Annotated in this window: 19 protein-coding genes; 10 read left to right on the top strand and 9 right to left on the bottom strand. The window is 68.9% G+C overall.

The features are described from left to right. Window positions 1-93: 93 nt before the first annotated feature. From ABEB03_RS21510 to ABEB03_RS21525, 4 genes are all read left to right on the top strand, one after another. Entirely contained in the window at window positions 94-1,122 is a 1,029-nt protein-coding gene (locus ABEB03_RS21510) for a saccharopine dehydrogenase family protein (RefSeq protein WP_345651582.1), read from the top strand. A 262-nt stretch (window positions 1,123-1,384) separates the two neighbouring features. Further along, entirely contained in the window at window positions 1,385-2,128 is a 744-nt protein-coding gene (locus tag ABEB03_RS21515; RefSeq protein ID WP_345651585.1) for an SDR family oxidoreductase, read from the top strand. A gap of 395 nt (window positions 2,129-2,523) precedes the next feature. Continuing rightward, window positions 2,524-3,261 carry a hypothetical protein gene (locus ABEB03_RS21520; protein WP_345651590.1) on the top strand — a complete coding sequence of 246 codons (738 nt, stop codon included), beginning with the start codon at window positions 2,524-2,526 and terminating at the stop codon, window positions 3,259-3,261. Between the two features lie 163 nt (window positions 3,262-3,424). Then, complete coding sequence (locus ABEB03_RS21525) at window positions 3,425-4,351, top strand: phosphotransferase (protein ID WP_345651595.1); 927 nt, start codon at window positions 3,425-3,427, stop codon at window positions 4,349-4,351. Window positions 4,352-4,509: 158 nt separating this feature from the next. Here the strand turns inward: ABEB03_RS21525 and gap are convergent, their stop codons facing one another. From gap to map, 5 genes are all read right to left on the bottom strand, one after another. After that, window positions 4,510-5,508, bottom strand: a complete 999-nt coding sequence (gene gap / locus ABEB03_RS21530) for a type I glyceraldehyde-3-phosphate dehydrogenase (protein WP_345651598.1) — start codon at window positions 5,506-5,508, stop codon at window positions 4,510-4,512. A 108-nt stretch (window positions 5,509-5,616) separates the two neighbouring features. Beyond that, window positions 5,617-6,573: a GlxA family transcriptional regulator gene (locus ABEB03_RS21535; RefSeq protein ID WP_345651601.1), complete on the bottom strand. Its 957-nt coding sequence runs from the start codon at window positions 6,571-6,573 to the stop codon at window positions 5,617-5,619. Between the two features lie 490 nt (window positions 6,574-7,063). After that, entirely contained in the window at window positions 7,064-10,072 is a 3,009-nt protein-coding gene (locus ABEB03_RS21540; protein ID WP_345651604.1) for a family 16 glycoside hydrolase, read from the bottom strand. 409 nt (window positions 10,073-10,481) lie between these two features. Next, window positions 10,482-10,805: a hypothetical protein gene (locus ABEB03_RS21545; protein WP_345651607.1), complete on the bottom strand. Its 324-nt coding sequence runs from the start codon at window positions 10,803-10,805 to the stop codon at window positions 10,482-10,484. Window positions 10,806-11,379: 574 nt separating this feature from the next. Next, complete coding sequence (map, locus tag ABEB03_RS21550; protein ID WP_345651610.1) at window positions 11,380-12,147, bottom strand: type I methionyl aminopeptidase; 768 nt, start codon at window positions 12,145-12,147, stop codon at window positions 11,380-11,382. 415 nt (window positions 12,148-12,562) lie between these two features. On the opposite strand from map, the gene ABEB03_RS21555 reads away from it, so the two are divergent. From ABEB03_RS21555 to ABEB03_RS21570, 4 genes are all read left to right on the top strand, one after another. Continuing rightward, a complete protein-coding gene (locus ABEB03_RS21555; protein WP_345651613.1) occupies window positions 12,563-13,024 on the top strand; it encodes a hypothetical protein in 462 nt (153 codons plus the stop codon). A 415-nt stretch (window positions 13,025-13,439) separates the two neighbouring features. Continuing rightward, on the top strand, window positions 13,440-13,964 hold the full coding sequence (locus ABEB03_RS21560; protein WP_345651616.1) for a hypothetical protein: 525 nt from the start codon (window positions 13,440-13,442) through the stop codon (window positions 13,962-13,964). Window positions 13,965-14,144: 180 nt separating this feature from the next. After that, window positions 14,145-14,813 carry a HEAT repeat domain-containing protein gene (locus ABEB03_RS21565; RefSeq protein ID WP_345651619.1) on the top strand — a complete coding sequence of 223 codons (669 nt, stop codon included), beginning with the start codon at window positions 14,145-14,147 and terminating at the stop codon, window positions 14,811-14,813. 6 nt (window positions 14,814-14,819) lie between these two features. After that, entirely contained in the window at window positions 14,820-15,824 is a 1,005-nt protein-coding gene (locus ABEB03_RS21570) for a MerR family transcriptional regulator (RefSeq protein ID WP_345651622.1), read from the top strand. A 232-nt stretch (window positions 15,825-16,056) separates the two neighbouring features. On the opposite strand, the gene ABEB03_RS21575 is transcribed toward ABEB03_RS21570, so the two are convergent. Continuing rightward, window positions 16,057-16,695, bottom strand: a complete 639-nt coding sequence (locus tag ABEB03_RS21575; protein WP_345651626.1) for a PadR family transcriptional regulator — start codon at window positions 16,693-16,695, stop codon at window positions 16,057-16,059. Window positions 16,696-16,765: 70 nt separating this feature from the next. On the opposite strand from ABEB03_RS21575, the gene ABEB03_RS21580 reads away from it, so the two are divergent. Continuing rightward, window positions 16,766-17,470 (top strand): ABC transporter ATP-binding protein, encoded by a 705-nt coding sequence (locus tag ABEB03_RS21580; protein WP_345651630.1) that lies wholly within the window; start codon window positions 16,766-16,768, stop codon window positions 17,468-17,470. 5 nt (window positions 17,471-17,475) lie between these two features. After that, window positions 17,476-20,292 carry an FtsX-like permease family protein gene (locus ABEB03_RS21585; protein ID WP_345652676.1) on the top strand — a complete coding sequence of 939 codons (2,817 nt, stop codon included), beginning with the start codon at window positions 17,476-17,478 and terminating at the stop codon, window positions 20,290-20,292. A gap of 79 nt (window positions 20,293-20,371) precedes the next feature. On the opposite strand, the gene ABEB03_RS21590 is transcribed toward ABEB03_RS21585, so the two are convergent. The 3 genes from ABEB03_RS21590 to ABEB03_RS21600 all read right to left on the bottom strand — a co-directional run bounded on the left by ABEB03_RS21590 (window position 20,372) and on the right by ABEB03_RS21600 (window position 24,765). Further along, a complete protein-coding gene (locus ABEB03_RS21590; RefSeq protein WP_425589289.1) occupies window positions 20,372-21,364 on the bottom strand; it encodes a M4 family metallopeptidase in 993 nt (330 codons plus the stop codon). A 958-nt stretch (window positions 21,365-22,322) separates the two neighbouring features. Continuing rightward, window positions 22,323-23,369 (bottom strand): caspase family protein, encoded by a 1,047-nt coding sequence (locus ABEB03_RS21595; protein ID WP_345651634.1) that lies wholly within the window; start codon window positions 23,367-23,369, stop codon window positions 22,323-22,325. 13 nt (window positions 23,370-23,382) lie between these two features. Then, window positions 23,383-24,765, bottom strand: a complete 1,383-nt coding sequence (locus ABEB03_RS21600; RefSeq protein WP_345651636.1) for a hypothetical protein — start codon at window positions 24,763-24,765, stop codon at window positions 23,383-23,385. Window positions 24,766-25,310 lie beyond the last annotated feature (545 nt).

A 25,310-nucleotide genomic window follows, 5' to 3' on the forward strand; every position in this document is an offset into this window, starting at 1 on the left:
TTGTATGGCGTAGGTCGTTCCGGACACTGGTTTCCGGGTTTCCGGCTGGCCAGGATGAGTGCAGTTGATCGTCCGGGAGCGAGGAGACGGGTCATGGGATCGGTGCAGAAGGTCGCGGTGTTCGGTGCGTACGGGCACACCGGGCGGTTCGTCGTGGCGGAGCTGCGTGAGCGCGGGTTCGTCCCGGTCCTGTCCGGCCGCGACACCGCCAAGCTGGAGAAGTACGCCGCGGAGACCGGTCTGGAGGCGCGACCGGCGTCCGTCGACGACCCGGACTCGCTCGATCGCGCGCTCGCGGGCACGGACGCCGTCGTCAACGGCGCCGGCCCCTTCGCCTCGACCGCCGGCCCGGTGATCGAGGCGGCCCTGCGCGCCTCGATCCCGTACATCGACGTCGCCGCCGAGGTCGAGGCCAACCGCGATACGTTCGCCGATTTCGCCGACCGCGCCCGCGCCGCACAGGCGGTGATCGTCCCCGCCATGGCCTTCTACGGCGGTCTCGGTGACCTGCTCGTCACCGCCGCCATGGGGGACTGGACCACGGCCGACGAGGCGCATGTCGCCTTCGGGCTGAACAGCTGGCACCCCACCGCCGGGACGCGTGCCTCGGGCGCCGTGTCCCATGAGCGGCGCGACGGTCGGCGCGTGCGCTACTCGAAAGGCCGGCTGGAGTACCGCGACGACGCCCAGCCCACCCTGGAGTGGCCCTTCCCCGAACCGATGGGCTCGCGTCCGGTCATCGGCGAGTTCACGATGGCCGAAGTCATCACCGTGCCCAGCCACTTGGACATCGCCGAGGTGTGCACCTACATGACGACCGAGGCCGCCCGTGACCTGTCGAACCCCGACACCCCGGCACCGACTCCGGTCGACGCGAGCGGCCGGTCCGAGCAGACGTTCCTCGTCGACGCGGTCGTACGCGCCGGCGGCGTCGAACGCCGCGCCGTGGCCACGGGTCAGGACATCTATGCGGTCACCGCACCGCTCGTCGGCGAAGCCGTCGACCGAGTCCTCAGCGGCCGGACCCGGGCAGTCGGGGTCGCGTCCGCGGGCGAGATCTTCGACGCCGTCGACTTCCTCAAGGCGCTGGCCCCTCACATCAGCGTGGAACTGCCGGCATAGCGGGCAGCCGACGGCATCCCGTCCCGCCCCTGGATCACCCCCCCGTGTCCGAGGCGCCCTCCTTCTCCCCTTCAGACCCACCCCCGCCAGGGGACTCGCGACCTCACGGAGGGGCTCGGGCAGGCGGCAGGACGGGTGCAGGCGCCGACAGAGCGATTAGTATCGAATGATACCGTCGTGATCGAGACCTTGAGGGGAGTCGTCGCGATGGGTTCGGTCTGTCGCCCTTCCCCTCGCGCGGCGTGAGCGGACAGGAGTGACCATGAAAATCGCAGTTGCCGGTGGTACAGGGGTGGCCGGACGAGCGGTGGTGGAGGAACTGCGGGCTCGCGGACATGTACCCGTAGTGCTGTCGCGCGGACACGGTGTGGATCTGGTGAGCGGGTCGGGGCTGTATGCCGCGCTGACCGGGGTCGAGGCGGTGATCGACGTCAGCAATGTGACCACGAATCGCAAGTCGGTGGCCGTCGGCTTCTTCGACAAGGCGGGACGGAATCTCCTCGGGGCGGCCGAACGCGCCGGGGTTCGGCACCTCGTGACGCCGTCGATCGTCGGGGTCGACCGGGTCGGGCACCCGTACTACACGGGCAAGTTGCGGCAGGAGGAGATCATCCAGGGTGGGGTGGTGCCGTGGACCATCTTGCGGGCGACGCAGTTCTACGAGTTCGTGGGGCAGGCGCTGAGTGGTGTCCCCGGGCCGATCGCGCTCGTGCCGACGGCAGTGGTCCAGCCCATCGCCGTCCGGGAGGTGGCCGAAGCCCTCGTCGATCTTGCCCTCGGATCGCCGAGGGGGATGGCCCCTGAGCTCGCGGGTCCGCAGGTCGAGTCGCTGGTCGACCTGGCCCGGCGCCTCATCGCCGCGGGCGGCGCGCGCCGACGCCCGGTGGTGCCCCTGTACCTCCCCGGCGCGATGAGAAAGGGAGGCCTGCTGCCGACCGGCCCCGGGCCCCGCGGCACCCAGACATTCGCCGACTGGCTCAAGGAGGAGAGCCCGGCGACGCCGTGATGACGAAGTCCCGTCCCGTGAGCCCGGCGACGTTCTCTTGACGAAGTCCGGTGCCGCGAAACGGACGGACGAGGAGGCCGGTCTGAGCCCAGCAGGCCCACGAAGGGCAGTGGTCGGAGCGTGGCCGTCGCCACCAGATACGACGTGCTCACCGTCCGCTGTCAGGCGGTTGTGCCGGTCGCAGCGCTCGGCGAGTGGCTGTGGCCAACGGGGCGTCGGCACGCTGACGTCTGCCCGAATGCCCTGCCGCACCGGCCGGCCGGGCAGTAGAGTCCCCATGTGCGTTGATCTTCCGGGCGGCCGTCGTACGCAGCCGCAGACAGTGCAGGGCGCCTCTCACGCAAGGGGCCGCCCCAACAGGCATCCCGGTCGTCACCGCAGCGGAGAACCACACCATGACTGCTCAGCAGCCTCCCACCTACGACGCGCTCGTCGAACTCGCCACCGCTGATTCATCCGTCGTCGGGCTCGTCCTCAAAGGATCCCGAGCCCACGACGGCATGATCACCCGACACTCCGACCACGATCTGTACGTAGTCGTCGCCGACGACGCGCCGACCGACCTCGCCCGATTCGCGGGCCACCGCACCGCCGAGCTGGATCTCGTCGTCGTCTCTCTCACCGAGTTCCGTGCGGCCGGGATGCCAGGCTTCGAGCGCTACGCCCTCGCCCATGCCCGGATCGTGCTCGACCGGCTCGACGGTGGCATCGCCCGGATCCTTGCCGACAAGGCACGTCTGGGTGCCGACGAGGCGTTCAAGGACGCCCGTGACCGCCTCGACGCCTACGCCAACTCGCTCTACCGCTCAGTCAAGAACCACCGGGACGGACAGGCTCTCGCCGCGCGCCTCGACGCCGCCGACAGCATTCGGTTCCTGCTCGAACTGCTCTTCGCCCTCGACCGTCGCCCCCGCCCCTACAACAAATACCTGGAGTGGGAGCTCGCCCGACACCCGCTTCCGGGCTGGGACACCGACGTGTTGCTCCGCGCCCTGGACCGCATCTCGGCAACAGGCGACGTATCCATGCAGCGGTCCCTGTTCACCCTTGTCGAAGTGGCGGTCCGAGAGGCCGGACATGGTGAGGTACTGGACGCATGGGGCGAGGACCTGGACCTCATGCGACCGCAATAGGGAGACACGGACTCCCTGGTTGGAGCCGGCGTGGCGCACCCGCGCCGCGCACCTGTGCGGTCGCCCTTCCAAGTCGCGAAGATCGAGACCATGCGCAACGCTGATCGGCCAACCGCTCCTCGCCCGGGGCGCGGTGATGCCGAGAGGACAGGGAGATCCTGTGGTGGGGGAATGGTCCACGTGGTGTGGCAAGTGGCTGGGCTCGGCGCCCGTCGAGACGCTCTTCGAACGCGCCCACCTGTCCACGGTCGTGGGACTGCGACTGGCGGACGGCCGCGAAGTCGTCGTCAAGGCAAGGCCGTTCGAGCACCGACTGGCCGGGTGCCTGGAGGTGCAACGCCGCATGCACCAGGCCGGCTTCCCGTGCCCGGAGCCGCTGGTCGGGCCGGAGCCTCTTGACGGCCGGGGGCCGTTGAGGGGCCTGGTCGTCACGGCCGAGGCACTGGTCCCGGACGGCACCGTGCTGCCGCCGCGTCCGGACGCGCCCGAACTGTTCGCGGCGGCGCTGGCCCGGCTGGTGACGGCGGCGCCGTCAGCCGCGGACGTACCGTCGCTGGCCCCCTCGCCACCGTGGAACGGTTGGGACCATGCCGATCCACGCCCCTGGCCGTGGCCGGACGACATGGACGTGGACCTCAACGACCGCCCCGGACCCGGCCGGCTGGACGAGACGGCGCGCCGTGTGCGCAATCGGCTGCGGCGTGCCGCCCTGCCCGAGGTGGTCGGCCACGGCGACTTCGAGTCCCAGAACATCCGCTGGAACGGCGACACAGTGCACGTGGTCCACGACTGGGACAGCGCGGTCGCACGGCCCGAGGCGGCCCTGGCCGGGCTGGCAGCCGCGGTCTTCCCCGCGGGCGGGCCCGAAGACCGGCCCGCGACCGTCGCCGAGACCGAGCGGTTCCTGGCCGGATACGCCCGGGCCCGCGGCCGGCACTGGACGCGTGAGGAGTCCGAGGTGGCCTGGGCCGCGGGGCTGTGGGTGCTGGCCTTCAACGCCAAGAAGGCCTCGATCGCCCAGCCGGACGGCGGTGCAGCCGCTCGGCTGGCCGAGGAAGCAGCCGAGCGGCTGCGCCGGGCCGACGCCTGAAAGGTGTGGGCCGGGGTGCGCCCGGCAGCGATGTCCAGCTGGGGTGCCATCGCTCGCCACGGTCGGCGCCGGCCGTGGCGGACCGCCGGACAAGGAGCGGGCCAGGCCTCCTCGAGCGGGGACGCCCCACGTGTTCAGCTCAGGCTTTCGGGGACCGTTCAGCGTGTGGCGAGGAGTTCCAGTGAGTCGATGACGCGGTTGGAGAAGCCCCACTCGTTGTCGTACCAGGCGACGACCTTGACGTGTCGGCCGTCGACTCGGGTGAGGGCCGCGTCGAAGATCGACGAGGCGGGGTTGCCGACGATGTCGGACGACACGAGGGCGTCCTCGGAGTACTCGAGGACGCCGGCCAGCGGGCCCTGCGCGGCGGTGCGGTAGGCGGCCAGCACGTCGTCGCGGGTCACCTCGCGGGCGACGGTGGTGTTGAGCTCCACGATCGAGCCGACCGGCACCGGCACACGGATGGAGTCGCCCGACAGCTTGCCGTCCAGGCCAGGCAGCACGAGGCCGATCGCCTTGGCGGCGCCCGTCGTGGTCGGCACGATGTTGACGGCGGCGGCGCGGGCGCGGCGGGCGTCGCGGTGCGGGCCGTCCTGCAGGTTCTGCTCCTGCGTGTAGGCGTGCACCGTGGTCATGAAGCCGTGCTCGATGCCCGCGAGGTCGTCGAGCACCGCGGCCAGCGGCGCGAGCGCGTTGGTCGTGCAGGAGGCGTTCGAGACGATCGTGTGCACGGCCGGGTCGTACGCGTCCGTGTTGACTCCGTACGCGAGCGTGACGTCGGCGCCGTCCGACGGGGCACTGACGAGCACCTTGGCCGCTCCCGCGTCCAGGTGGGCGCGGGCCGCCTTGGCCGACGTGAAGCGGCCGGTCGCCTCCAGCACGATGTCGACGCCGAGCTCGGCCCACGGCAGCTGGGCCGGATCCCGCTCGGCGAGCACCGTGATGCGCCGACCGTCCACGACCAGGGCGTCGCCGTCGACGGTCACCGGACGGCCGAGCCGTCCGGCGGTGGAGTCGTAGGCGAGGAGCCGGGCGAGGGTGGCGGGCTCGGTGAGGTCGTTGACGGCGACGATCTCCAGGTCGCTGTCGCGTTCCAGCAGGGCGCGCAGCACGTTGCGTCCGATGCGGCCGAATCCGTTGATGGCGATGCGAGTCATGTGTGGTGTCCCTTCGGTTCTCCATCAGCCTCGCGTGCGCGATCCGTCCGTGGCCGTGGCGAGAGCGCCATGGTTCGAAAGGATCGCGCCAAGCGTCAGGCGCCGGGGCTACTCGCCTCGGGTGAAGGTGCGCCGGTACTCGCTCGGTGTGGTGCCGAGGATGCGCTGGAAGTGCATCCGCAGATTCGCGCCGGTGCCCAGACCGACGTCGTTGGCGATCTGCTCGACGCTGCGTTTCGAACGCTCGAGCAGTTCGCGGGCCAGGTCGATGCGGGCGCGCATGACCCACTGCATCGGCGTGTACCCGGTGTCTTCGGCGAAGCGGCGGGAGAACGTGCGCGGTGAGACCGCCGCGTGCTGGGCGAGAGATTCGAGGCTGAGTGGTTCGTCGAGCCGGTGCAGAGCCCATTCCCGGGTGGCGGCGAACCGCTCACCGAGCGGCTCGGGCACGCTGCGCGGCACGTACTGAGCTTGGCCGCCGCTGCGGTAGGGGGCCGCGACCAGGCGCCGGGCCGCGTGGTTCGAGGCGGCCACCCCGAGGTCGCCGCGCAGGATGTGCAGACACAGGTCGATGCCCGAGGCGGCGCCGGCGGACGTCAGCACACTGCCCTCGTCGACGAACAGGACGTTCTCGTCGATCCGGATCAGCGGATGCTTCTCGGCGAGCGCGTGCGTGTAGTGCCAGTGCGTCGTGGCGCGCTTGCCGTCGAGCAGGCCTGTCGCTGCGAGCGCGAAGGCGCCGGTCGAGATGGCGGCAAGCCGTGCTCCTCGCTCGTGCGCGGAGACGAGCGCATCGACGACGTCCTGTGGCGGGTCGTCGCGGTCCGGGAACCGATAGCCGGGGATGAAGACGATGTCGGCCCACGCCAGCGCGTCGAGACCGTGGGCGACGTGGTAGGCCAGGCCGTCGCCGCCGGTCACCAGGCCGGGTGCCGCACCGCACACCCGCACCTCGTACGGCATGCTCGCCCGGGTCGTGAACACCTGAGCGGGGATGCCGACATCAAGCGGCTTCGCACCCGCGAGAACAAGAACGGCGACGCGACGCAGGCGGGAGGAGGACACGGGGGACAGGGTACGAGGTCGCGCATCGGATGCCTGCGGACCATGCCCGGGCACACGAGTTCCGTGCCCCCTGATCCGCTACCGCCAAGTCGTCTGCCGAGGTGAGCCGGCAGGCCTTCGCGGGAAACGGCGGTCGTCGAAAGGCTTCAAGGTGGTCGTGGACATCGATCTGAACGGCACCTTCCATGTGGTGCGCGCCGCGTTCGCGCACCTGGCTCCCGGCGCCTCGGCCCTCTCCTGACGTCGCAGGAGCCCTCCGCTGGAGAAGGAGGTGCTGCCCCATCCACGGAGGGACCACCGAGATCATGAAGGAGATCATCGGTCGCTCGCTGCTCGCCTGAGTCCGGCTGCCCTCGCAGCACCCACGCCCTGCGTCGGGAGTGCGCGGGAAGGCCGGCACCGGCACGCGGGCGGCCCGCCGCCTGTGTGTGCGACGGACGCGCCTACAGGGTCGTAGGCGCGTCCGTCGCTTCTCGTCGTTCCGTCGACGTCAGCTCAGCGGTTCGATCCAGATGTTGCGATAGCGCACCTTGTTGCCGTGGTCCTGGAGGCGGACGGCTCCGGCTGACAGTCCCTCCGACGCGCCCCCGCCGGTCGGACCGTCGATCGTGATGTCGTCGTGGACCTTCTTGCCGTTCCAGACGACGGTCACGCGAGCGTCAGCGGTCTTGGTGCCGTCGGCGTCGAATCGTGCTGCGCGGAAAGTGATGTCGTAGGTCTGCCAGGTTTGCGGGGCCGTTGCCGCGTTGACGTCCGGTGCCTTCTTCAGATAGATCGCTCCGGCTTCGTTCGTGTCGAGTGTCGTGTCGCCGTAGGAGTCGAGGATCTGCAGTTCGTAGCGGTCCTGGAGGTAGACGCCGCTGTTGCCTCGGTTCTGGCCGGTCACGTCGTCCGGCAGGAGCGGGACGCGGAACTCCACGTGCAGCTTGAAGTCCTGGTAGGCGTCCTTGGTGCGGATGTCGCCGCAGCACACCTCCATGGATTGCTCGTCGGTCAGCGGCCATTGCACGGCTCGCCCGTTCGTGTGCTGCCACTGACCCTGCGAGCCGCTGGTGCCGTCGAAGAGGGTGATCCGGGTGCCGTGCGGGCGCACGGTGATCAGGTCCAGGTTCACGTGGCCGTCGTCGCCGGAGTCGAAGCGGTACGCGATGGTGTTCTTCCCCTTGCGGAGCATGACCCGCTCGGTCTGCGTCGACCAGGCGTCCCAGGTGCCGGTCGAGGCGAGCTTCGTCTGCCTCAGCTTCTGCCCGTTGGCGTACAACGAGAGTGACTTGGTGCCCTGATAGGGGTTGGGCCCGTTGGAGTAGCGCAGGTTCACGTCGTACTCGCCGGCCTCCGGCACGGTGACGTCGAAGGTCGTGGCACCCTTGCCCTCGGTGTTGTAGCGGTCGACGAAGCCGCTGCCCGAGTAGCCGGTGTGGTCGGTGTTGATGCCCGCCGTCCCGGTCAGCCGCGCCTCCTCGGCTTCATACAGCGTGGCGGGCGGCGGTTGCTTTCCCGGCAGGGCATTGAGGGTGTACCAGGCCTCCGTACTCCACAGTGCCTCACCGGAAGCGGATGCGAACGGGCGTGGGGAGCGGACGTGCACGACGCGGCCGGGCTTGAGTCCGTCGACCCGCAGATGGACCGTGCGTCCGTCGCCGGCGAGCGTTGCCGAGCGGACGTCGAGCCGCTCCTCCGCGATCTTCGGCCCTCCGTAGTCGGACGTGGGGGTGTAGCGCCACTGCTCGGCCTGGTAGTGGGAGGCCAGCTTCTCCGCGGTGGCCTGTGACAGCGGTTGGGTGTACTCCAGGTCGAAGCCGCCGTCCACGGCGCGCATTTCCTTGATGTCGAACGTGTTGCCGCCGTTGGGCGTCAGTTTCTGCAGCCCGAACTTCAGTTTCCCTTCCTGGCCCCAGTTGCCGTCGGCACCGAGCCCGCCCGCGTAGATGGCGCCGTCGGGGCCCAAGGTGATGCGGTTGACGCCGGCTTCGAGTCCTTGCGTGTAGCGGAACACGGCGCCCTGGTACTGGCCCTTCACCTTTTCCAGGTACGCGCGCTGGAGCCCGCCGTAGGTGACGTCACCGAAGAGCATTTGCCCGGCGTACCGGCCCTTGGTCAGGTAGAGCGGTGTGCTGGGGGAGTTGGCGATCTCGTTCTGCGGCAGCCACAGCACCGGTTGGGTGACGGAGCGGTCGTCGAAGGGGCCCTGGGGCTCGGTGTAGTGGTTGAAGAAGCGGTCCTGCTTGATGTGGACGAGCTTCGACGCGGGGAGCCAGCCGCCTTGGTTGTCGGTGGTGAAGATGTCGCCGCCGGGACCCCAGCCGATGCCGTTCGGGGTGCGCAGGCCACCTGCGACCGGGTGGATGTCCCCTGTCTTCCTGTTGATCTTGTACGTGGTGCCGCGACCGGGAGCCGGCTGCGGAGTCGTGGTCGCCCCGCCGTAGTTGATGGCGACGGAGAGGTTCACGTAGAAGTAGCCGTCACGGTAGAGCAGGCCGAAGGCGAACTCGTGGAAGTTGCCGCCGTAGGGCCATGTGGCGATCGTGCGGCGGTCGTCCGCGACGAAGTCTCCATTGTTGTCGACCAGTTGGGTCAGCTCATGCTTCTGCGACACGTACAGCGAACCGTCGACGTACTTGATGCCCATCGGTTCGCGCAGTCCGCTCGCCACCTTCTGCACGGTCACCTTGTCGCGACTCGTCTTTCCGGTGACGTGGTCCAGGAGGTACACCTCGCCCGCCGTGGTCTGGGAACCACCCCAGGTGGAGATCGCCAGGCGGCCGTCGGGCAGCCAGTCCATGCCGGTGACTTGAGGGTCGAAGCCGTCCGGACGCAGGTCGGTGAGGTCGAGGTCGGGTCGTACCTCGGTCAGGGGCAGGCCGTCGCCGGGGCTGTCGGCCCCCGATTCGCACTCCTTGCGGCCCGGTGCGGTGACCCGGACGACTCCGCTGTCGGTGCTCAGCGCCTCACTCGGCACGGTGGTGAAGTCGTTCGCGCCCGGCGGCTTCCAAGCGAGCGCAAGGCGTTGCTCTCCGCCGGCTTCGAAGTAGTCGATGCGGAACGGGTGTGATCCGGCGCCCAGTTGGACGGATCCGTCCTTGGGTTCGGCCGCGTGGAGTCCGTCGTGCTCGATGACCGTCCGGTCGTCGACGGTCAGCCGTGAGCCGTCATCGCTGGTGAGGCGGAAGTCGTACGTTCCGTCGCTGGGCACGACGAGGTAGCCGGAGGCCTCGGCCATGAAGTTGTCGGCAAAGCCGCCGAAGTCACCGGTCGTCGACCAGTCCACGGTCGGCATCAGCTTGTCGACGTTGGGTGTCTGGCCCGGCTTGAGGGTGCACAACTTGCTGAGCGGAACCTGGGTGTCGAAGACCCGCAGGGTCACTCCCGGTTCCTGGGGCGGGATGTCGGCGCCGGCGGCCGCGGTCGTAGGCGCTGCCCACACACCTCCGACAAGGAAGCTGCCCAGAAGCAGCGGAGTGAGCCGTCTTCGGGCACGTGAGAACAACCGTCGATGCATCGGACCTCCAGTCGGACCGGAGGCCGTCGGATCGCACTCCGGTCGAGCTTTCCCTCTGCGCGGGCGGCGCGAAGAGAGGGCGGTACTGGTGCGGTTGTGTCGATACGGTAGGGGTCTTTTGCGGAGCGCGTCCAGACTTTGTCATCAGTGAGTTCAAAGTTCACCGCTCACCGGCGGAAGCGGTGATGAGCGCTGCGGCGGCGACAAGGAAGGACCCTCCGCCGAACCGCTCAACTGGCCTGGACGCAACGGGGTTTGACCGGCCCGGTGGATCAGCGGTGTGCGGTGTGCGGCGAGCGCCGCCAGTGGACCGCTGCGAGGCAGAGTGAGGCGGGAACACGTCTGGCCCAGCTCTCGCTGGACCAGACATGGGAAGAACCCGGGCCAACCACGAGCCCTTGTCGCCTCGTTACGTCGCCGGACGGTTCTCCAGCTCCCGCTGCCGGGCAGCCAGTGCCCGCGTCAGCATCTTCGCCCGGTAGGGGTTCGCCGCGCTGAGGGCCGTCGCCACCTTCACCGCCTCATCCAGCAGAGCCAGCCGTTGCTCCGGCAGGTCCCGCACCAGGGGCGAGGTGCTGGCCTCCACCAGGACGTACGCCAACTTCGACCCGTACACCTCCGGCTCGACCTGTGTGAGAAGGCGGTACGCCCACAGCCCCTCCGTGCCGCGTACCACCCGTCGGTTGGCGCTGAGCAGCTTGACCCTCGCCAGCACGACCATGTCCTGATCCAACGATCCCCCTCAGTTCCCATGCTCCCGACGTGCCCGTCGCACGACGAGACAGCACAGCGAACGCACCGGCAGCCGAGGACGGATGCCGGCACGGACGCCGGAATGTGGATGACGACGAGTTTGCGGGCGGACCGTCATCCGCGACAAGCCCGAACGGACGTGCTCTCCGTCCTACCGAAACACCCGCCGAACAGGCATGATGGATCTGACACTCACCCCAGGCCCGGCCGGCGGACCACCCGACGCGCAGGGATCGCAACACCGGGCGCAGAGCGGTTGTCGTATCCGGGTCGAGTCGGCCGTAGGGCGCAGGACACTCGCCAGGCAAGGTCGTATCGCACCAAGGGTGTGTCCACCTCGGCCAGTTGTTGTAGCGGGCGCCGCCGAGACCACAGCAGTCTTCGGGTCGCTGACACAAGTCCCGTGTGCCTGCGCGTCGTTCAGGAGTCAGGGGGTGTTGGCGGCCCGGCTGCACACCGAGCTGGGACCTCCGTGTGACGGGCGCGCAGCGGATGACACATGTGGTCGAGCATCGAATGGTCCGGTCCCGGAGCCGGCGGTGTCCGGAGGAACGTCAGGGCAGGGTCAGGATGCGAGGGCCCTGGTCGGTGATGGCAACGGTGTGTTCGAAGTGGGCGGCCCTGCTGCCGTCGGTCGTGCGCAGGGTCCAGCCATCGGCATCGGTGCGGTAGGTGTTCCGTCCACCGGCCATGAACATGGGCTCGATGGCGAGGACCAGGCCGTGACGGAGGGGGAAACCACGGGCGGGGCGGCCACGGTTGGGGACATGAGGGTCTTCGTGCATGCGGCGCCCGATGCCGTGGCCGCCGAAGTCGGCGGGCATGCCGCAGCCCGCCTTGCGGGCGACGGTGTCGACGGCGTGGGAGATGTCGCCGATGCGACTGCCGGCCTGAGCGGCGGCGATGCCGGCGTCGAGGGCTTGCTGCGTGGCGTCGATCAGTTCCAGGTCGCCGGGGCGTGGCGTTCCGACGGTGAAGGTGATGGCCGCGTCGCCCGCCCAGCCGTCGAGCTGCGCACCGCAGTCGATGCTCACCAGGTCGCCGTCGCGCAGCCGGTAGCCGGTGGGGATGCCGTGCGAGACGGCGTCATTGACGGACGTGCAGATCACGGCCGGGAAAGCGACCGGGGCGAAGGACGGCCGGTATCCGAGAAAGGGCGAGCCGGCCCCGGCCTCGTCCAGAACTGACCGGGCCGCCTCGTCCAGCTCTCGTAGGGACACCCCCACGCCGGCCGCGTCGCGCACCGCGGCCAGGGCGTGGGCCACCACACGCCCGGCTTCCCGCATCGCCTCCAATGCGGCATCGGTCTTGATCTCCACCATGTCTTTGACTCCTCGAAGCACGTCGACCCAATTCTTATACCGGTATTAGTATCACGGTCGGGCCGGACTCCTCGTGACACCGTGGGCGCGGGAGCCGGCGTGCGGCGAGCGGTTCGGCGTGCTGCTGCGTCGGGCGTGCCGTAGCCGAAGCATGTTGGAGGTGGCGATAGAGGCGTAGCGGATGTGGCGGCTGCGGCGGAGCCTCCTGGGAGGCCCTGCACAGGATCGAAACCGGCCGCGCCACGCCCCTGTCACCCCCGTCCCTTCCGTCATCGCGGCCCCGGTCCGCCGCGCCGCCCCCGTATGAGCCGTCTACGCTCTCGATATGTAGCGCAGTGGTGTCATACGGGATGACGGCGCATGGATGTGATACATCGACTGGTTCGTCCACTCGGGCTCGTGGGAGGTTCTTCCGTTGCGGCCGGTACCCGATCCGGGTGACAGCCGGGTCAAGGCGTACCGCAAGCAGGCTCGTGAAGGGGCCCTCCCGCCCGTCTTGTTGTGGTGGGTCAGTGGCCTGGACTGCCACGTGATCCTGGACGGTCATGCACGGCTCGCCGCGGCGATCGCCGAGTCCGTCGAGCTCCCGCTGCTGCACCTGAACCGATCGGTGCCGCGTGATGACCTCGACGTACGCATCGATGACGCCGTGGGCTCCTACGAGCGCGAACTGGCCCGCTTCGCCGCACTCCGTGCCGTCCACGGTCCTGCCGTCCCGGACGGCGCCACCATCGCCGGTCCGCAACTCGCCCGCCGCCTCCACGGCCTGGACACGGCGGCGCAGCTCACGTGGGCCTGGCCTCTGCCCGGCGGGCAGGCTCAGTGGCGTCGCGTCGCACGTGAGGTGACGCTCCGTCAGGACTGGCCCCGTAGCTGAGCGTTGGTGCATCCCGTAGGCGGTGGGGGAGGTCCGCACGTGCTGCGAGGCGGCACGGCCGCTCAAGGCATCTGCGGCCGGGCTCGCCATATGGGCGAGGATTCGGCACTGCGGTGGGCCCGCCTCGGTCGCGGCTTCCGGGGTCGGCGTGTGCTCGCGGGCCGGGCGGCACCTCCGGCATAGCGTTCACCGTCAATCCATTGCAATGGAATCAAGGTCTATTCGTTGCATTAAAGTCAAGTCATCGCAATGATTATTCCTCTTCTACCTGCAGATATGTTGATCCTGGGCAATAAATAGATTGCTGAAGATATGAATGCAACGTAGCGTTTCCTTCGTCAGAAACGCACGCTCGGAGGCCTCGCAGGCCGCCGACCGCGCGTTTCGCGGGGTGGGCGATCAAAGGGGGCGGACCATGGACACAGCGCAGAGACGGCAGCCGGGAGAACCCGGCAACGTCACCGCCTTCGCCCGCTTCGTGGTCTGCGGCGGCGGAGTGGGTGTCGCCTCCAGCTTCGCTGTGGCGGCCCTCGCGTCCTGGATTCCCTGGGGCCTTGCCAATGCCCTGATCACCGTGGTTTCCACGCTCCTCGCCACTGAGCTGCATGCCCGCTTCACCTTCGGTGCGGGCGTACGCGCCACCTGGCGTCAGCATGCGCAGTCCGCCGGGTCCGCGGCGGCCGCGTACGTGGTGACCTGTGTGGCGATGTTCGTCCTGCAGCAACTCGTGGTGGAACCGGGCGCGATGCTTGAGCAGGTCGTCTACCTGTCGGCATCCGCGCTCGCCGGTGTCGCTCGGTTCGCGGTGCTGCGCCTCGTCGTCTTCGCACGGAACCGCTCGCACGTCGCAGCCGGCGACCGCACCGCGCGTCTCGTGCATGCGACCGTGGCGCGCGACGCGGCACCCGCCGATCCGGTCGCGCTCTACCGCGCCGCCTGAACCTTCCGTTCGGGCGGCGCGCCGCGCGCCGGCCTCGTGACCGGCATCTTCGCGATGCGCAGTGCCGAAAGAAGACGCCCGGTGCACAGCACAGGTGCCTGGTGATCGTGAAGCGAGGGGGTCCCGTTTGACCTTGACACGGTGACAAGGCCTTCACTGCTCGCCAAGGAGGTGGTCCCGATGGCCATGACGAGACAGGACACGGATGCGGGACGAGCGCTCCAGGCGCTGGAGGACGGCCGGTCGTCCGTACGACTGCGAGCGGCTCTGGAGGCCGGTACGACGCCCGACCCGCGCTTCGTCGGCAAGCTCATCGAGCGATGCGCGATCGAGCCGGAGTTCTTCGTCCGCGACATGCTGACCTGGGCTCTCACCCGGCACCCGGTGTCCTTCACGCTTCCCGGGCTGCTGCGCGAAGTCCGCTCGGAGCGTGCGCAGGCACGGAGCCAGGCGCTGCACACGCTGTCCAAGATCGGGGACCGGCAGGCGTGGCCGTCGATCACGACGGCGCTCCTGTCCGACGCCGACGACGAGGTGGCGCGGAGCGCCTGGAGGGCCGCAGTCGTACTCGTGCCGCCAGGCGAGGAGTCCGCCTTGGCCGCGGTGCTGGCGACACAGCTCGGGCGCGGTGAGCGGGAGACGCAGCTGAGCCTCAGCCGGGCGCTGGTCGCGCTGGGTGACGTCGTTCTGCCCGCTCTGCGTTCTGCGACGAAGGACCGTGACCCGGGCGTGCGTGCGCACGGGCTCGCCACGGAACGCCTGCTGCGCGACCCGGATGCCGGATTCGAGTTCGCGATCGAGGAGGCGAAGCGCATCCTGGCCCTCGGCGGTTCCGACCAGCAGGGATGAGGGGAAGTGTTGATCGGTGAGGTGGCGCGGCGGTCCGGGGTCAGTGCCCGGATGCTCCGGCATTACGAGTCGCTCGGCCTGGTGCGGCCTTCTGGTCGTACGGGCTCCGGCTATCGGGAGTACTCCGGGGAGGACATTCGGCGGATCTTCCACATCGAGAGCCTGCGGTCGCTGGGGCTGTCGCTGCGTGACATCGGGCGTGCGCTCGACGATCCCGGCTTCGCGCCCTCGGCGCTCGTCGACGATCTCATCCGTCGGACGCGCGAACGCCTCGCGGCCGAGACCGAACTGCTCACGCGACTTCGCCGGATCGACGCCGCGGGACCCGCCGGCTGGGAGGACGTCCTCCAAGTCGTGGCGCTCCTCCAGGCACTTGAGTCGAAGAGCCCCGACGCGCGCCAGCGTGCGGCCCTTTCCTCGGTCGACGAGGTTCCGGTGCCGGTGGAGGCGCTGGTCGAAGCGGCGCTGAGCGAGACGGAACCGAACGTCGCCGGAGCCCTCCGGTGGGCGCTGGCGCGATCGGGTGAGGGCGGGACGGAACTCCTCGCGGAGGGCCTGAGCTCACCGGTGGCCGCGGTGCGGGAACGTGCCGTTCGATCCCTCGCCGAGATGCCCGGTGACGAGGCCACCGCGCGGCTGCGCGACGCCCTCGCGAACCCCGACGCCGCGGTCCGCGGTTGTGCGGCTCTGGCGCTCGGGACGCGGGGCGTGGCCGATGTGGTCCCGACGCTCATCGGCATGATCGTGGAGGGCAGGAACGACACCGATGCGGCCGATGCGCTGAGCGCGCTGGCGAGCGACACCGTGACAGCGGATCAGATCGCGACCGGGCTCGTCGACCGCCTCGCCGACGACACCACCGAGGCGCCTGCACGGGGACGGCTGACCCAGGCGCTGGCGGACATTCCGGGGACCACGGCGTCACGTGCCCTCGTGGAGTTGTCGCACGACGAGGACCGGGCCGTCGCGCTGACCGCGGCGTATCTTCTTCAGCTGCGCGAGGCACGGTGAGCGATCTCTTCCCGGGGCGCGCTCGGCCAGGAAAGCCGCCCGCGCCTGAACCGACGCGCGATGCAGTGGCCCGCAGGCCACTGCGCGTCGCGGGGCTGCTGCGCGTCGTGAGGCCGCTCCGGTGCCGCGGGGTCCCTTCCGTGTGCCACCACCGTCGCGACGAAAGACGAGTCTCGCCGAAACCGTGCAGCGCGTGACGCGCGCCTGCGGAAGGTGACTTGGTGGCCGCCGCCTACGCGGAATCCGACCAAGGCCCCCTCTCCCGGTCGTGGTCACCGCCGGCTCCGACGATGTCCTCCCGGTTGTGGTCCGGCGCCGGCGGTCGCTGCGGTGTCTGATGGCCCTGCGCCGCCGCGAGTGGGCTCAGGTGCCGCTCGGCGCTGTCGAGCAGCCCGAGGTCGGCCTTCGTGTGCGCGATGGCGGCGTCGACGAGCAGGGCGACCAGCGGCTCGTCGGCGTGCGCCCTGCGCTGCTGTGCGAGGCCCGCGAGCTCCGACAAGTACGTCTGCCGCTGGGTCTCGATCAGACTGCTCAGCGCTTCGCTGCCCAGGGCGACGGCTCCGAGGAGTTTCAGGAACACCTCGTCACGGAAGCCGCCGGTGCGTACCGAGGCGGTGGTCGCCCAGGAGCGTACTTCGGCGTTCCCGGCGGGAGTCAGCGTGTACAGGTTCTTGTCGGGCCGGTCGGGCTGCGCGACTTGTGAGCGCGTGACGTAGCCGTCCCGGACGAGCCGTTCGAGGATCTGGTAGAGGTGGCCGATGTTGAGGCCACCCCACTGCGGCCCGATGGTCTCCTCGAACTGGGCCTTGAGCTCGTAGCCGTGGCTCGGTCGCTGCGTCAGGAGCGCGAGCACGGCGTGGTGTAGCGGCATATACGTCCCTCCTGCATTGTGACAATGTACCGTTGCATTGCGGCAATGCAGGGGAGTGGGGGCTGTTTCCATGGCTGTGAGCGTGGCGTTGCGAGGGGTGAGCCGGCGGTACCCCGGCCTGATCGCCCTGGACGAAGTCGACTTGGAGGTCGCGGCCGGGGAGGCCGTGATGCTGACCGGGCCGTCCGGAGCTGGCAAGTCCACGGTGCTGCATGTGACGGGCGGGATGGACCGGCCCGACGAAGGCAGCGTCGAGATCGACGGAAAGGAACTGCGCCCTCGGGACCTGGACGGCCACCGACGGCGCATCGGGTTCGTCTTCCAGCGCTTTCACCTGTTGCCCGCGCTGACCGTGCTGGACAACGTGCTGGCCCCCGTACTTCCTCGCAAGGTCGACTTCGACCGGCGCGAACGCGGCACGGAACTGCTGGAGGCGGTCGGCCTGGGCGGGCGGGCCGACGCTCTGCCGGCGGAGTTGTCGGGCGGCCAGCAGCAACGCGTCGCCGTGGCACGCGCATTGATCAACCGGCCGGGACTGCTGCTGGCCGACGAACCGACGGGCAACCTCGACAGCGTCATCGGCCGGGAGATCATCGACCTGCTGATGTCCCTGCGGGAGCGCTACGGCATGACGATGCTCATCGCCACCCACGATGCCGAGGTCGCCGCGAACGGCGACCGCGTGGTGCGCCTGCAGGACGGCAGGATCACCTCGGACCAGCGGCTCACCCCTTCCGGCGACGTGCTCGACCGGCTGGGAGGTCTGCGCCCGTGATAGCGATGATCATCGGGCAGCTCCGGCGTCGGCGCGGGCGCGCGACGGCGCTGGCCGCCGGGATCCTGGTCGCGGCGACCAGCTTCACCCTGCTGACCTCGACCGTGCACACGAGCCAGGCGAGCACCGTGGGCACGGTACGGAAGAACGCCCGGTCCGCGTACGACGTCCTGGTGCGGCCGCCGAACTCGCAGACGGACGTGGAGCGCCGAAGCGGCCTGGTCGCGCCCAATTTCCTGTCCGGCACCTTCGGCGGCATCACCATGGAGCAGTACCGGCGCATCCAGCGTATGAGCGGAGTCGACGTCGCGGCGCCGGTCGCCAACATCGGCTACCTCATGGTGCACAACACGGTCTCCGTGGACGTGTCCCGTTTCCTCGACAGCAAGGCGACCCGGCAGATCCTGCGCATCGCTCCGACGCTCACCGCGGGCCTGAGCACCTATCGCACCGCCGACCAGTACGTGTACCTCACCCGCAGCCCCCTCACCTCGGGGAAGCACGACGTGTTCGAGTCCGACACCCTGGAGAAGGGCGCGATCGACAAGAGCACGCGGCAGTACGTGATGAACGGGAAGTACAACGTGTGCTTCTACTTCAACGGCGACAAGACGGAAAAGACCCGCTGGAACCTCGAACTGCCGATGATGGAGAGCATCATCGCCGAGGACCTCAGCGACAGGTCGGCGTTCGACCCCGACCTGCACTCGCGGATGAACTGCCAGTCGGGACAGGGCAAAGCCACCATCGACATCCCGGTCGCCTACCCCGTCCTGCTCTCCGCCGTCGACCCGCGGGCCGAGGATCGGCTGGTGGGCCTGCGCCGCACCGTCACCTCGGGCCGGATGCTCACCGAACAGGACAAGCCGCAGGTGGTGCCGCCCTCGAAGAACCCGAACGGCCAGCGGGAGACGTTCGTGCCGGTGGTGCTCAGCAGCCGCCCGCTGACCGCGGGGAAGATCAGCGCCACCGTCGAGCGACTCGACACCGGAGACCCGGCCGAGCTGCCTTCACGACTGGGCAATCCGACCGCCGCCGGCTTCGTCAAGAACCTGCGTGGCACACCCGTGGGCCGTGTCGCCGTCGACCTCAGCCAGGGCTACGAGAAGGCGGTGCCCACCTACGGGGTCGACGCCACCAACTACTGGACCGTCGGCCCCGTGACCTACCGTCGCGCGTCCGGTGGTGAACTCGTCGTACAGCCGCAGCCGGCGCAGAGACCCGGTCTGTGGGTGACCAACCTGAACCAGCAACCGGTGGCGGACGTCCCCGAGGAGAACACGGGCCCGCAGTACCGGAAGGTGACCAGCCACGCCTCCACCTTCTGCAGCGGCTTGGGCGTGTGCGAGAAACTCGACTACGGTCGCCTGCCGAACCCGCTCTTCCACGTCGTCGGCCGCTTCGACACCGGCAGACTGCCCGGCTTCTCGCCCCTGACCGAGGCCCCGCTGGAGACGTACCAGCCCCCCAAGGTCACCGGCGCCGACGAAGCCACCCGCACCGCACTGAACGACACGTCACTGCGGCCCGACCGCAACCTGGGTGGCTACCTCACCCCACCCCCCACCATGCTGACCACGATGGACTCCATCACCGCGCTGACCAAGAGCCGCCGGACCCCGAACCTCCAGGACAGGTCACCCGTCAGCGCGATCAGGCTCCGGGTGGCCGGAGTGACCGGCGTCGACGCCGCCTCCCGCGCACGCGTCAACGCCGTGGCCGGCAAGATCCGTACCGCCTACCCCGAACTCCAGGTCGACGTGACCGTGGGCAGCTCGCCCACCCTCCAGACCATCGCGCTGAGCACCAAGGCGCACGTGACGGAGCGCTGGGTGAGCAAAGGCGTGGCACTACGGATCCTCAAGGCGGTCGACACCAAGAGCGCCATCCTCTTCACGCTGGTCCTGGTCGTCTGCGCGCTGTTCCTCGGCCAGGCGGCGCTGGCCTCGGTACGCTCCCGCCGCACCGAGATCGGCACGCTGCGCTGCGTGGGCTGGAGCGGCGCGGAAGTTCTCCGCCTGGTCCTGGGCGAACTGGCCGTGATCGGCCTCGCGGCCGGGGCCGTGGGGGCGCTGCTCGCGTACGTGCTCGGCAGACTGCTGGGCCAGCCCGACGCCGGCGCCAAATCGCTCCTGGTCCTCCCGGTGGCGCTGCTGCTGGCCACGGCCGCGGGCCTGATCCCGGCCTGGCTCGCCACCCGGCTGGGCCCCATGCAGGCCGTCCGGCCTCCGGTCACGGCGGTCCGCCGGGCCCGCCCGGTGCACTCGGTGGCCGGCCTGGCCCTGCTCAACCTCCTGCGGATGCGAGGCCGCACCCTGCTCGGCGCGGCGGGCCTGGCGCTCGGAGTGGCCGCGTTCACGGTGCTCCTCGCCCTGACCCTCGCCTTCCAGGGCGAAGTGGCAGGGTCGCTGCTCGGCAACGCCGTCGTGGCACAGGCCCGGACCGCCGACTACCTCAGCGTCGCCTTGTCATTGGTGCTCGGCGCCGCGGGAGCCGTCGACGTACTGGTCCTCTCACAACGCGAACGCGCAGCCGATCTCGCCGTACTGCGGGCAACCGGCTGGACCGACCGCGAACTCGCCCTGCTCACCCTCTACGAGGGCATCGGACTGGCTCTGCTGGGCGGCCTGTCCGGCGCCGCGCTGGGCCTGGCGGCGGTGATGGTGCTCGGGCAGGGCGTACTGCACGGACACCTCCTCGCGATCACCGGCGCCGCACTCCTGGCCACGCTGGCCGCCACCGCACTGGTCAGCGCCGCGCTCACGGTACCCATCCGGAAACTCTCCCAGATCGCTCCCGCCCACCTGCTGGCCGCCGACTGAAGCTCTTGGCTGCTCGTGCCCGCTTCCGCCAAAGTCGCCTGGCGGAGCGGCACCAGCGGTCGGCCTGATCGGTTCTGGTTCACATCGTCCGTACGCCGACCTGTTCCCAGGCCTTGTACACCGCTTGAAGTTCTTCGCCCTGGCCGTATCGCTCGCGTGCGGCACGCATCGTCAGGGTGGCGAAGTCGGAGAACAACGCCAGCTCCGTGAGTTCACCACCCGTGAGGGCGTCGTACCAGATCTGTCCGGCCCTGTTCCAGGCGTGACCGCCGAGGGCGATGGCGACGAGATAGAACGCGTGATTCGGTATGCCGGAGTTGATGTGAATACCACCGTCGTCGCGGCCGGTGCGGACATAGCCGTCCATGGTCGCAGGCTGAGGGTCCTTTCCAAGGACGTCATCGTCGTACGCCGTGCCAGGAGCCTTCATCGAGCGCAGAGCCAGCCCGGTCACGCGGGGGGTGAACAGACCGGCGCCCATGAGCCAGTCCGCCTCACCCACCGTCTGACCCAGCGCGTACTGCTTCACGAGTGATCCGAACACATCACAGATCGACTCGTGGAGCGCGCCGGTCTGACCGTAGAAAGAGAGGTTGGCCGTGTACTGCACTACGCCGTGCGTGAGTTCATGCGCTGTGACGTCGATGGGTATGGTGAAGTCCTCGAAGATCTCCCCGTCGCCATCGCCGTAGATCATCCGTTCGCCGTCCCAGAAGGCGTTGTTGTACGTCTTGCCGCTGTGAACCACCGCTTGGAGAGGCAGACCTTCTCCGTCCAGGGAATCGCGATCGAAGGCCGTCAGGAAGAACTCATATGTGCACCCCAATGCGCTGTATGCGCGGTTGACCGCGGCGTCCCGCGTCGGGGGATCGCCCTCGATGCGCACCCTTCTGCCCGGCCCAGCCGTTGTTGGCGAGGCTTCGTAGACGCTCACGCGGGAGGACCGGATTCGCTCGACCGCCTGGACGACGAAACGGCGCGGCACCCGCGTGCGGCGGCAGATTTCCTGCTCGCCCAGTCGCTCGATGACCTGCTCGACGGTGAGGTCGTTCACAAAGGCGGCCTGCCGCAGGAAGGCCGCCGTTTTGTCGACCGGTAAGGGCGGGTCTCGGTGCGGCGGGCTGGTCGGCCGCAGCCAGGTCGTCCACACGCCCGCGCCGGCGAGTCGGGAGGTCGCGTACTCGGCCGCGGAGCCCGGCACGAGTGGGCTCCTGTCGTCCGGACCTCTCTCCGCATCGAGGGCCAGTAGTTGCAGGCACGAAAGGGCCATGACCGGAGGCGTGCCGATGGCGGACTCCCGCAGCCCGCCCAGGTTCGGCTGCAGAACACGGACATCGGGGTGCCCGGGCATCCGCCGGACCAATTCCTCTGTGATGGTCTGGAGTTGTCGTCGTCGTTCTGTGGCGCTCTCCGCCGGCTCTGACGCCTGAAGCGCGCGAGCGCACACAAGGGCTTGCATAGGGTTGAAAGTGTCACCGAGCAGGCGCTCGACCATCCCTACGGAAACCAGGCAGTGGTTCTGTCGCAGGCCGGACAGAACGACCTCCTGCGCGAGGGCCATCTCATCGTCGGGATCCCACGCCGCTCCCCACGGAATCGTGTGGATCGTGGCATGCACGGGATCGAGACCTCTCCTGCCCTCCGGAATGAAAGCGACAGTCGTCCAGTTCTGCTCCACCCACAGCGCGAGGGCCAGCGTCAGAGCACCGCTGCGCCATTCGAGGCGGTAACTGCCCGCCGGAACACGGCGACTCCAGGTCACCCATGACCCGGCACCGCTTCCTCCCGCCTCCCAGGCGTCAGGGTGCAGCACGTGGCCTGCCTCGTCCGTGATCTGCCACATGAAGAGGCTGTCGTGGTTCGAGGAAGGGATCACCCCGAGGAGCAGGACGACCAACGACGGCACTTCACTGACTGAGCCCGGCGTCGAGTGACGGCTCCAATGACCCGCTGCCCTCTTGTGTTCCGCATGGGCCGGCCGCGTGCCCGCCAGTGGAGCCGCGCAGGGCAGATCCATGGGAAGGGTCTGGTCAGTCATGCGTCGTGCCGGTCGGGTAGTGGACATCGGTGCCCCTTCCCTTCACGGAGAACTCGCAGTACGGGTCCCCAGCCGCGTAGTCCCTGGGACCCACCCAGTACGTTCCGCTGGGCAAGGACAGCTCCCACGGTGTGTCACTCCGGGCGTCGGCGCGGATCAGAAGGTCCTCGTAGTCATCTCTGATCACCAGGTCCTTGACGTCGTCCGTGAAGTGCACCCGTATCGGGTACTTCTCCGTGGCTTCTTCGCGGCGCACGATGACGGGCATGCCCTGTTGCAGACGGACAGATGCCAGTTGGCGCCGGTCCGAGTAGCGGAGGACGAGACGGCGGACGTGATCGTCGAGCCCTGGAACCGTCACGCGCCCCGCCGAGTCCACGGCTGCGCGCATTCCATCCAGGAGAGCCGTCGTGAAGTATCCCCGCAGCGGTTGACCGTCGGCCGCGGCTGACGGTTCCAACGCCTGCTGGCCTCTTTCGGCCGCCAGCCCGAGGACGACACTGGGCAGATCATCGGGACGCCAGGCCTGCAACATCGGAGGTCCGCACGGAAGCAGATGGAGCTCTTCCCGGCAGCAGTCGACGAAGAAGACGACTTCCTTGAAGGGGCCGAATCGTCCGTACCAGTCGGCCAGTAGTTGGACCTCGACATGGTTGACCAGCCCGAGCTCGTCAGCCGATGGCATCAGCACGGCGCACCCCGTGCCACCTGGGGCAGTGCCGTGCCCGGCCAGGTAGCCGTAGAGACGAGACTGCTCCCAACTCTCCGGCGAGGACTCCAACGTGGCGATCAGCCGGTTGTTGATCTCGACGAAATCCCTGAAGATGCGGTCCGCCGTCGGTTGGGCGGAAACGGCATCGATGAGATCGGTGTCCCCAGAGGCCGGCACCCGGATGATGTTCTCCTCAGGTACGTCGCCACCACAGGGATCGATGAGCCAGCGGTGAAACGCCTCCGCGTCGTTGACCGGGCCGTGCAGGTCGTCGAGCGACACGTACCGGTTGATGCCGGAAACCACGGCGTAGTGATGTTCGCGCATGTGACGTCCCGTCTCAACCGGAGATCATCAGCTGCAGGTTGGCGAGCAGCGCGGGATCCGCGCGGAACTGCGCATGGGAGCGCGCCCCGCACTCCGCTCCTGGCGACCGGACGAACGCACTGGGCTCGGCGTCGGCGACGGCACGTACCTCCTCGGCCTCGGGCCCGCCCACGACCTGCCCGGAGTCGTACCAGCGTGCCATGCCAGACAGCGGGACCGCCGCGCTCATGCCGTTGGCATCGCGCTCAAGCACTCCGGAGACGAAGTACAGCAGTGACCGCGGATAGGCGACAGGAACGAGGTGATCGGCCTTCTCGGCCTCGTCCGTCAACGCGAACAACCGGAAGTGTTCAAAGGCCGTGTTCCTTCTGCGGAGTGTCGACGCCAGCTCTGGAAAGGTGCACATCGGAGCCAGGGCGACCACATTGCGTATCCGGAAGTCGGCAGGGAGGGGACTGTCGGCCGAGCCTCGTCTGGCGTCGAAGGCGGCAAGGAACGCGTTCATCAACGGGGTGCCGGAGCCGTGGCCCACCACCGTGACGTCCTTGCGCTCCGGTACCGCGACGGCCTCGATGAAGCGGTCCAGAAAGTAGCGTCCGACGCCCGCGGGACTTCCCTCGTCCGAACGGAACGCGGTGGCTGCTTCGTTCTTCATTCCGGACCACAGTGCGGCACCCAGGTGGGTGAGGCAGAACTCTCGCAGAATCTCTTCGACGGCTGTGGGGTAGAGGCCGTGATGGGTACCGGTCCGGAATCGTTCGATCACCGCCCGGGCCGCATTCACCACCTTGCGGACGAGGAGACCAGTGGCGACTTCCAATCCGGTACGGGAACTGTGCCTTCCCTCGGTTGCCCCCGGAGTTTCGGCGCGCGTCAAGGACATCAACAACTCACTGTCAGTGGCACTCGCCGAGCGACCGAGGCTCCGTAGCTGCTGGTCCTGCGACAGCGTGCGGGCGAGCCATTGAGACTCGGCGTCGGTCAACCGGGACATGCCCGTCGGCGGAGTCAGCGAGGCGTAGGGCTCGACTCCGTCCTTCTCCATGCTGTTGAGTTCGACGGCCACGCGATGGGGAGAGGGGACGGGCAGGTTGCCGGACCGTGACCGTCCGCGCGCGCCGGGTACCGAGCGCTCCGCTGCTTTGCCGAGCACGCACAACAGCACGCGCTTCAGGACGATTTCGAAGACGGCTTCACGCAGGACATGGGGCAAGTTCCGCGTCAGTGTCTCCCTCAGTCCACCGCTCTGCAGGACGAAGAGGGAATGGGCGCCGGCCCCGCCGTAGGCCTCCGCGACATCACCCATCGAGGAGGCCATGGCATTGCGATCGAGCGGGCCCCCGGCGAAATGGAGTACGACTCGCTGCCGGTCCAGTGAGGTGATCAGCCCGTCCACCGTGGCGTTCGTGGCGTAAGGGCTTGTTCGTGGCTCCGCGAGATCGAGCCATCGCACTTCGTCAGACGATCCCATGCGACCGCCAGTCTCCGCCTGCCGTCCGTGGTTGTGCGCCGATCCTCAGTAACTCGCTCACCGGCAGGCTCCCCCTCGTGCGGCGGTGACACGGCGTCAGTGGCGCGAGTGTGTCACCAGATGGGAGAAGCGTCCAGTTATGGGCAGAGGTATCCGGTCTCGAGTGAATCCGTAGTGCGGGGTTGCGTTGGCGCCACGCTGCCCGGAATCAGTACGCCTGGGAAGCACCCGACACCCCTGAGAAACCGTCCGTTGCCGCGCGCCGCCTCTGGTACGACAGCGTCGGACACGGGCACACCCCGGCCCTGCGCGCTGCCGTAGACCGGATCGTCCTCGGGACGGACTTCCCTACGAAGCGGGGGATCTCTTCCGCACCGCCGTCAGCTACGTCGAACACGCCATATTCCCGCCGGAGCAGGCCCGCGCGATCCTCGACACCAACGCCGTCACCCTCCTCGGCATCCGAGCCG

This window comes from Streptomyces siamensis (assembly GCF_039543605.1).
GTDB lineage: Bacteria > Actinomycetota > Actinomycetes > Streptomycetales > Streptomycetaceae > Streptomyces > Streptomyces siamensis.

What these genes read in the sequence shown, in the direction of transcription:
- ABEB03_RS21510 (WP_345651582.1), top strand. Translation starts at nt 94, where the DNA reads ATGGGATCGGTGCAGAAGGTCGCGGTGTTCGGTGCGTACGGGCACACC.
- ABEB03_RS21515 (WP_345651585.1), top strand. Translation starts at nt 1,385, where the DNA reads ATGAAAATCGCAGTTGCCGGTGGTACAGGGGTGGCCGGACGAGCGGTG.
- ABEB03_RS21520 (WP_345651590.1), top strand. Translation starts at nt 2,524, where the DNA reads ATGACTGCTCAGCAGCCTCCCACCTACGACGCGCTCGTCGAACTCGCC.
- gap (WP_345651598.1), bottom strand. Translation starts at nt 5,508, where the DNA reads ATGACTCGCATCGCCATCAACGGATTCGGCCGCATCGGACGCAACGTG.
- ABEB03_RS21540 (WP_345651604.1), bottom strand. Translation starts at nt 10,072, where the DNA reads ATGCATCGACGGTTGTTCTCACGTGCCCGAAGACGGCTCACTCCGCTG.
- map (WP_345651610.1), bottom strand. Translation starts at nt 12,147, where the DNA reads ATGGTGGAGATCAAGACCGATGCCGCATTGGAGGCGATGCGGGAAGCC.
- ABEB03_RS21560 (WP_345651616.1), top strand. Translation starts at nt 13,440, where the DNA reads ATGGACACAGCGCAGAGACGGCAGCCGGGAGAACCCGGCAACGTCACC.
- ABEB03_RS21565 (WP_345651619.1), top strand. Translation starts at nt 14,145, where the DNA reads ATGGCCATGACGAGACAGGACACGGATGCGGGACGAGCGCTCCAGGCG.
- ABEB03_RS21575 (WP_345651626.1), bottom strand. Translation starts at nt 16,695, where the DNA reads ATGCCGCTACACCACGCCGTGCTCGCGCTCCTGACGCAGCGACCGAGC.
- ABEB03_RS21580 (WP_345651630.1), top strand. Translation starts at nt 16,766, where the DNA reads ATGGCTGTGAGCGTGGCGTTGCGAGGGGTGAGCCGGCGGTACCCCGGC.
- ABEB03_RS21585 (WP_345652676.1), top strand. Translation starts at nt 17,476, where the DNA reads ATGATCATCGGGCAGCTCCGGCGTCGGCGCGGGCGCGCGACGGCGCTG.
- ABEB03_RS21595 (WP_345651634.1), bottom strand. Translation starts at nt 23,369, where the DNA reads ATGCGCGAACATCACTACGCCGTGGTTTCCGGCATCAACCGGTACGTG.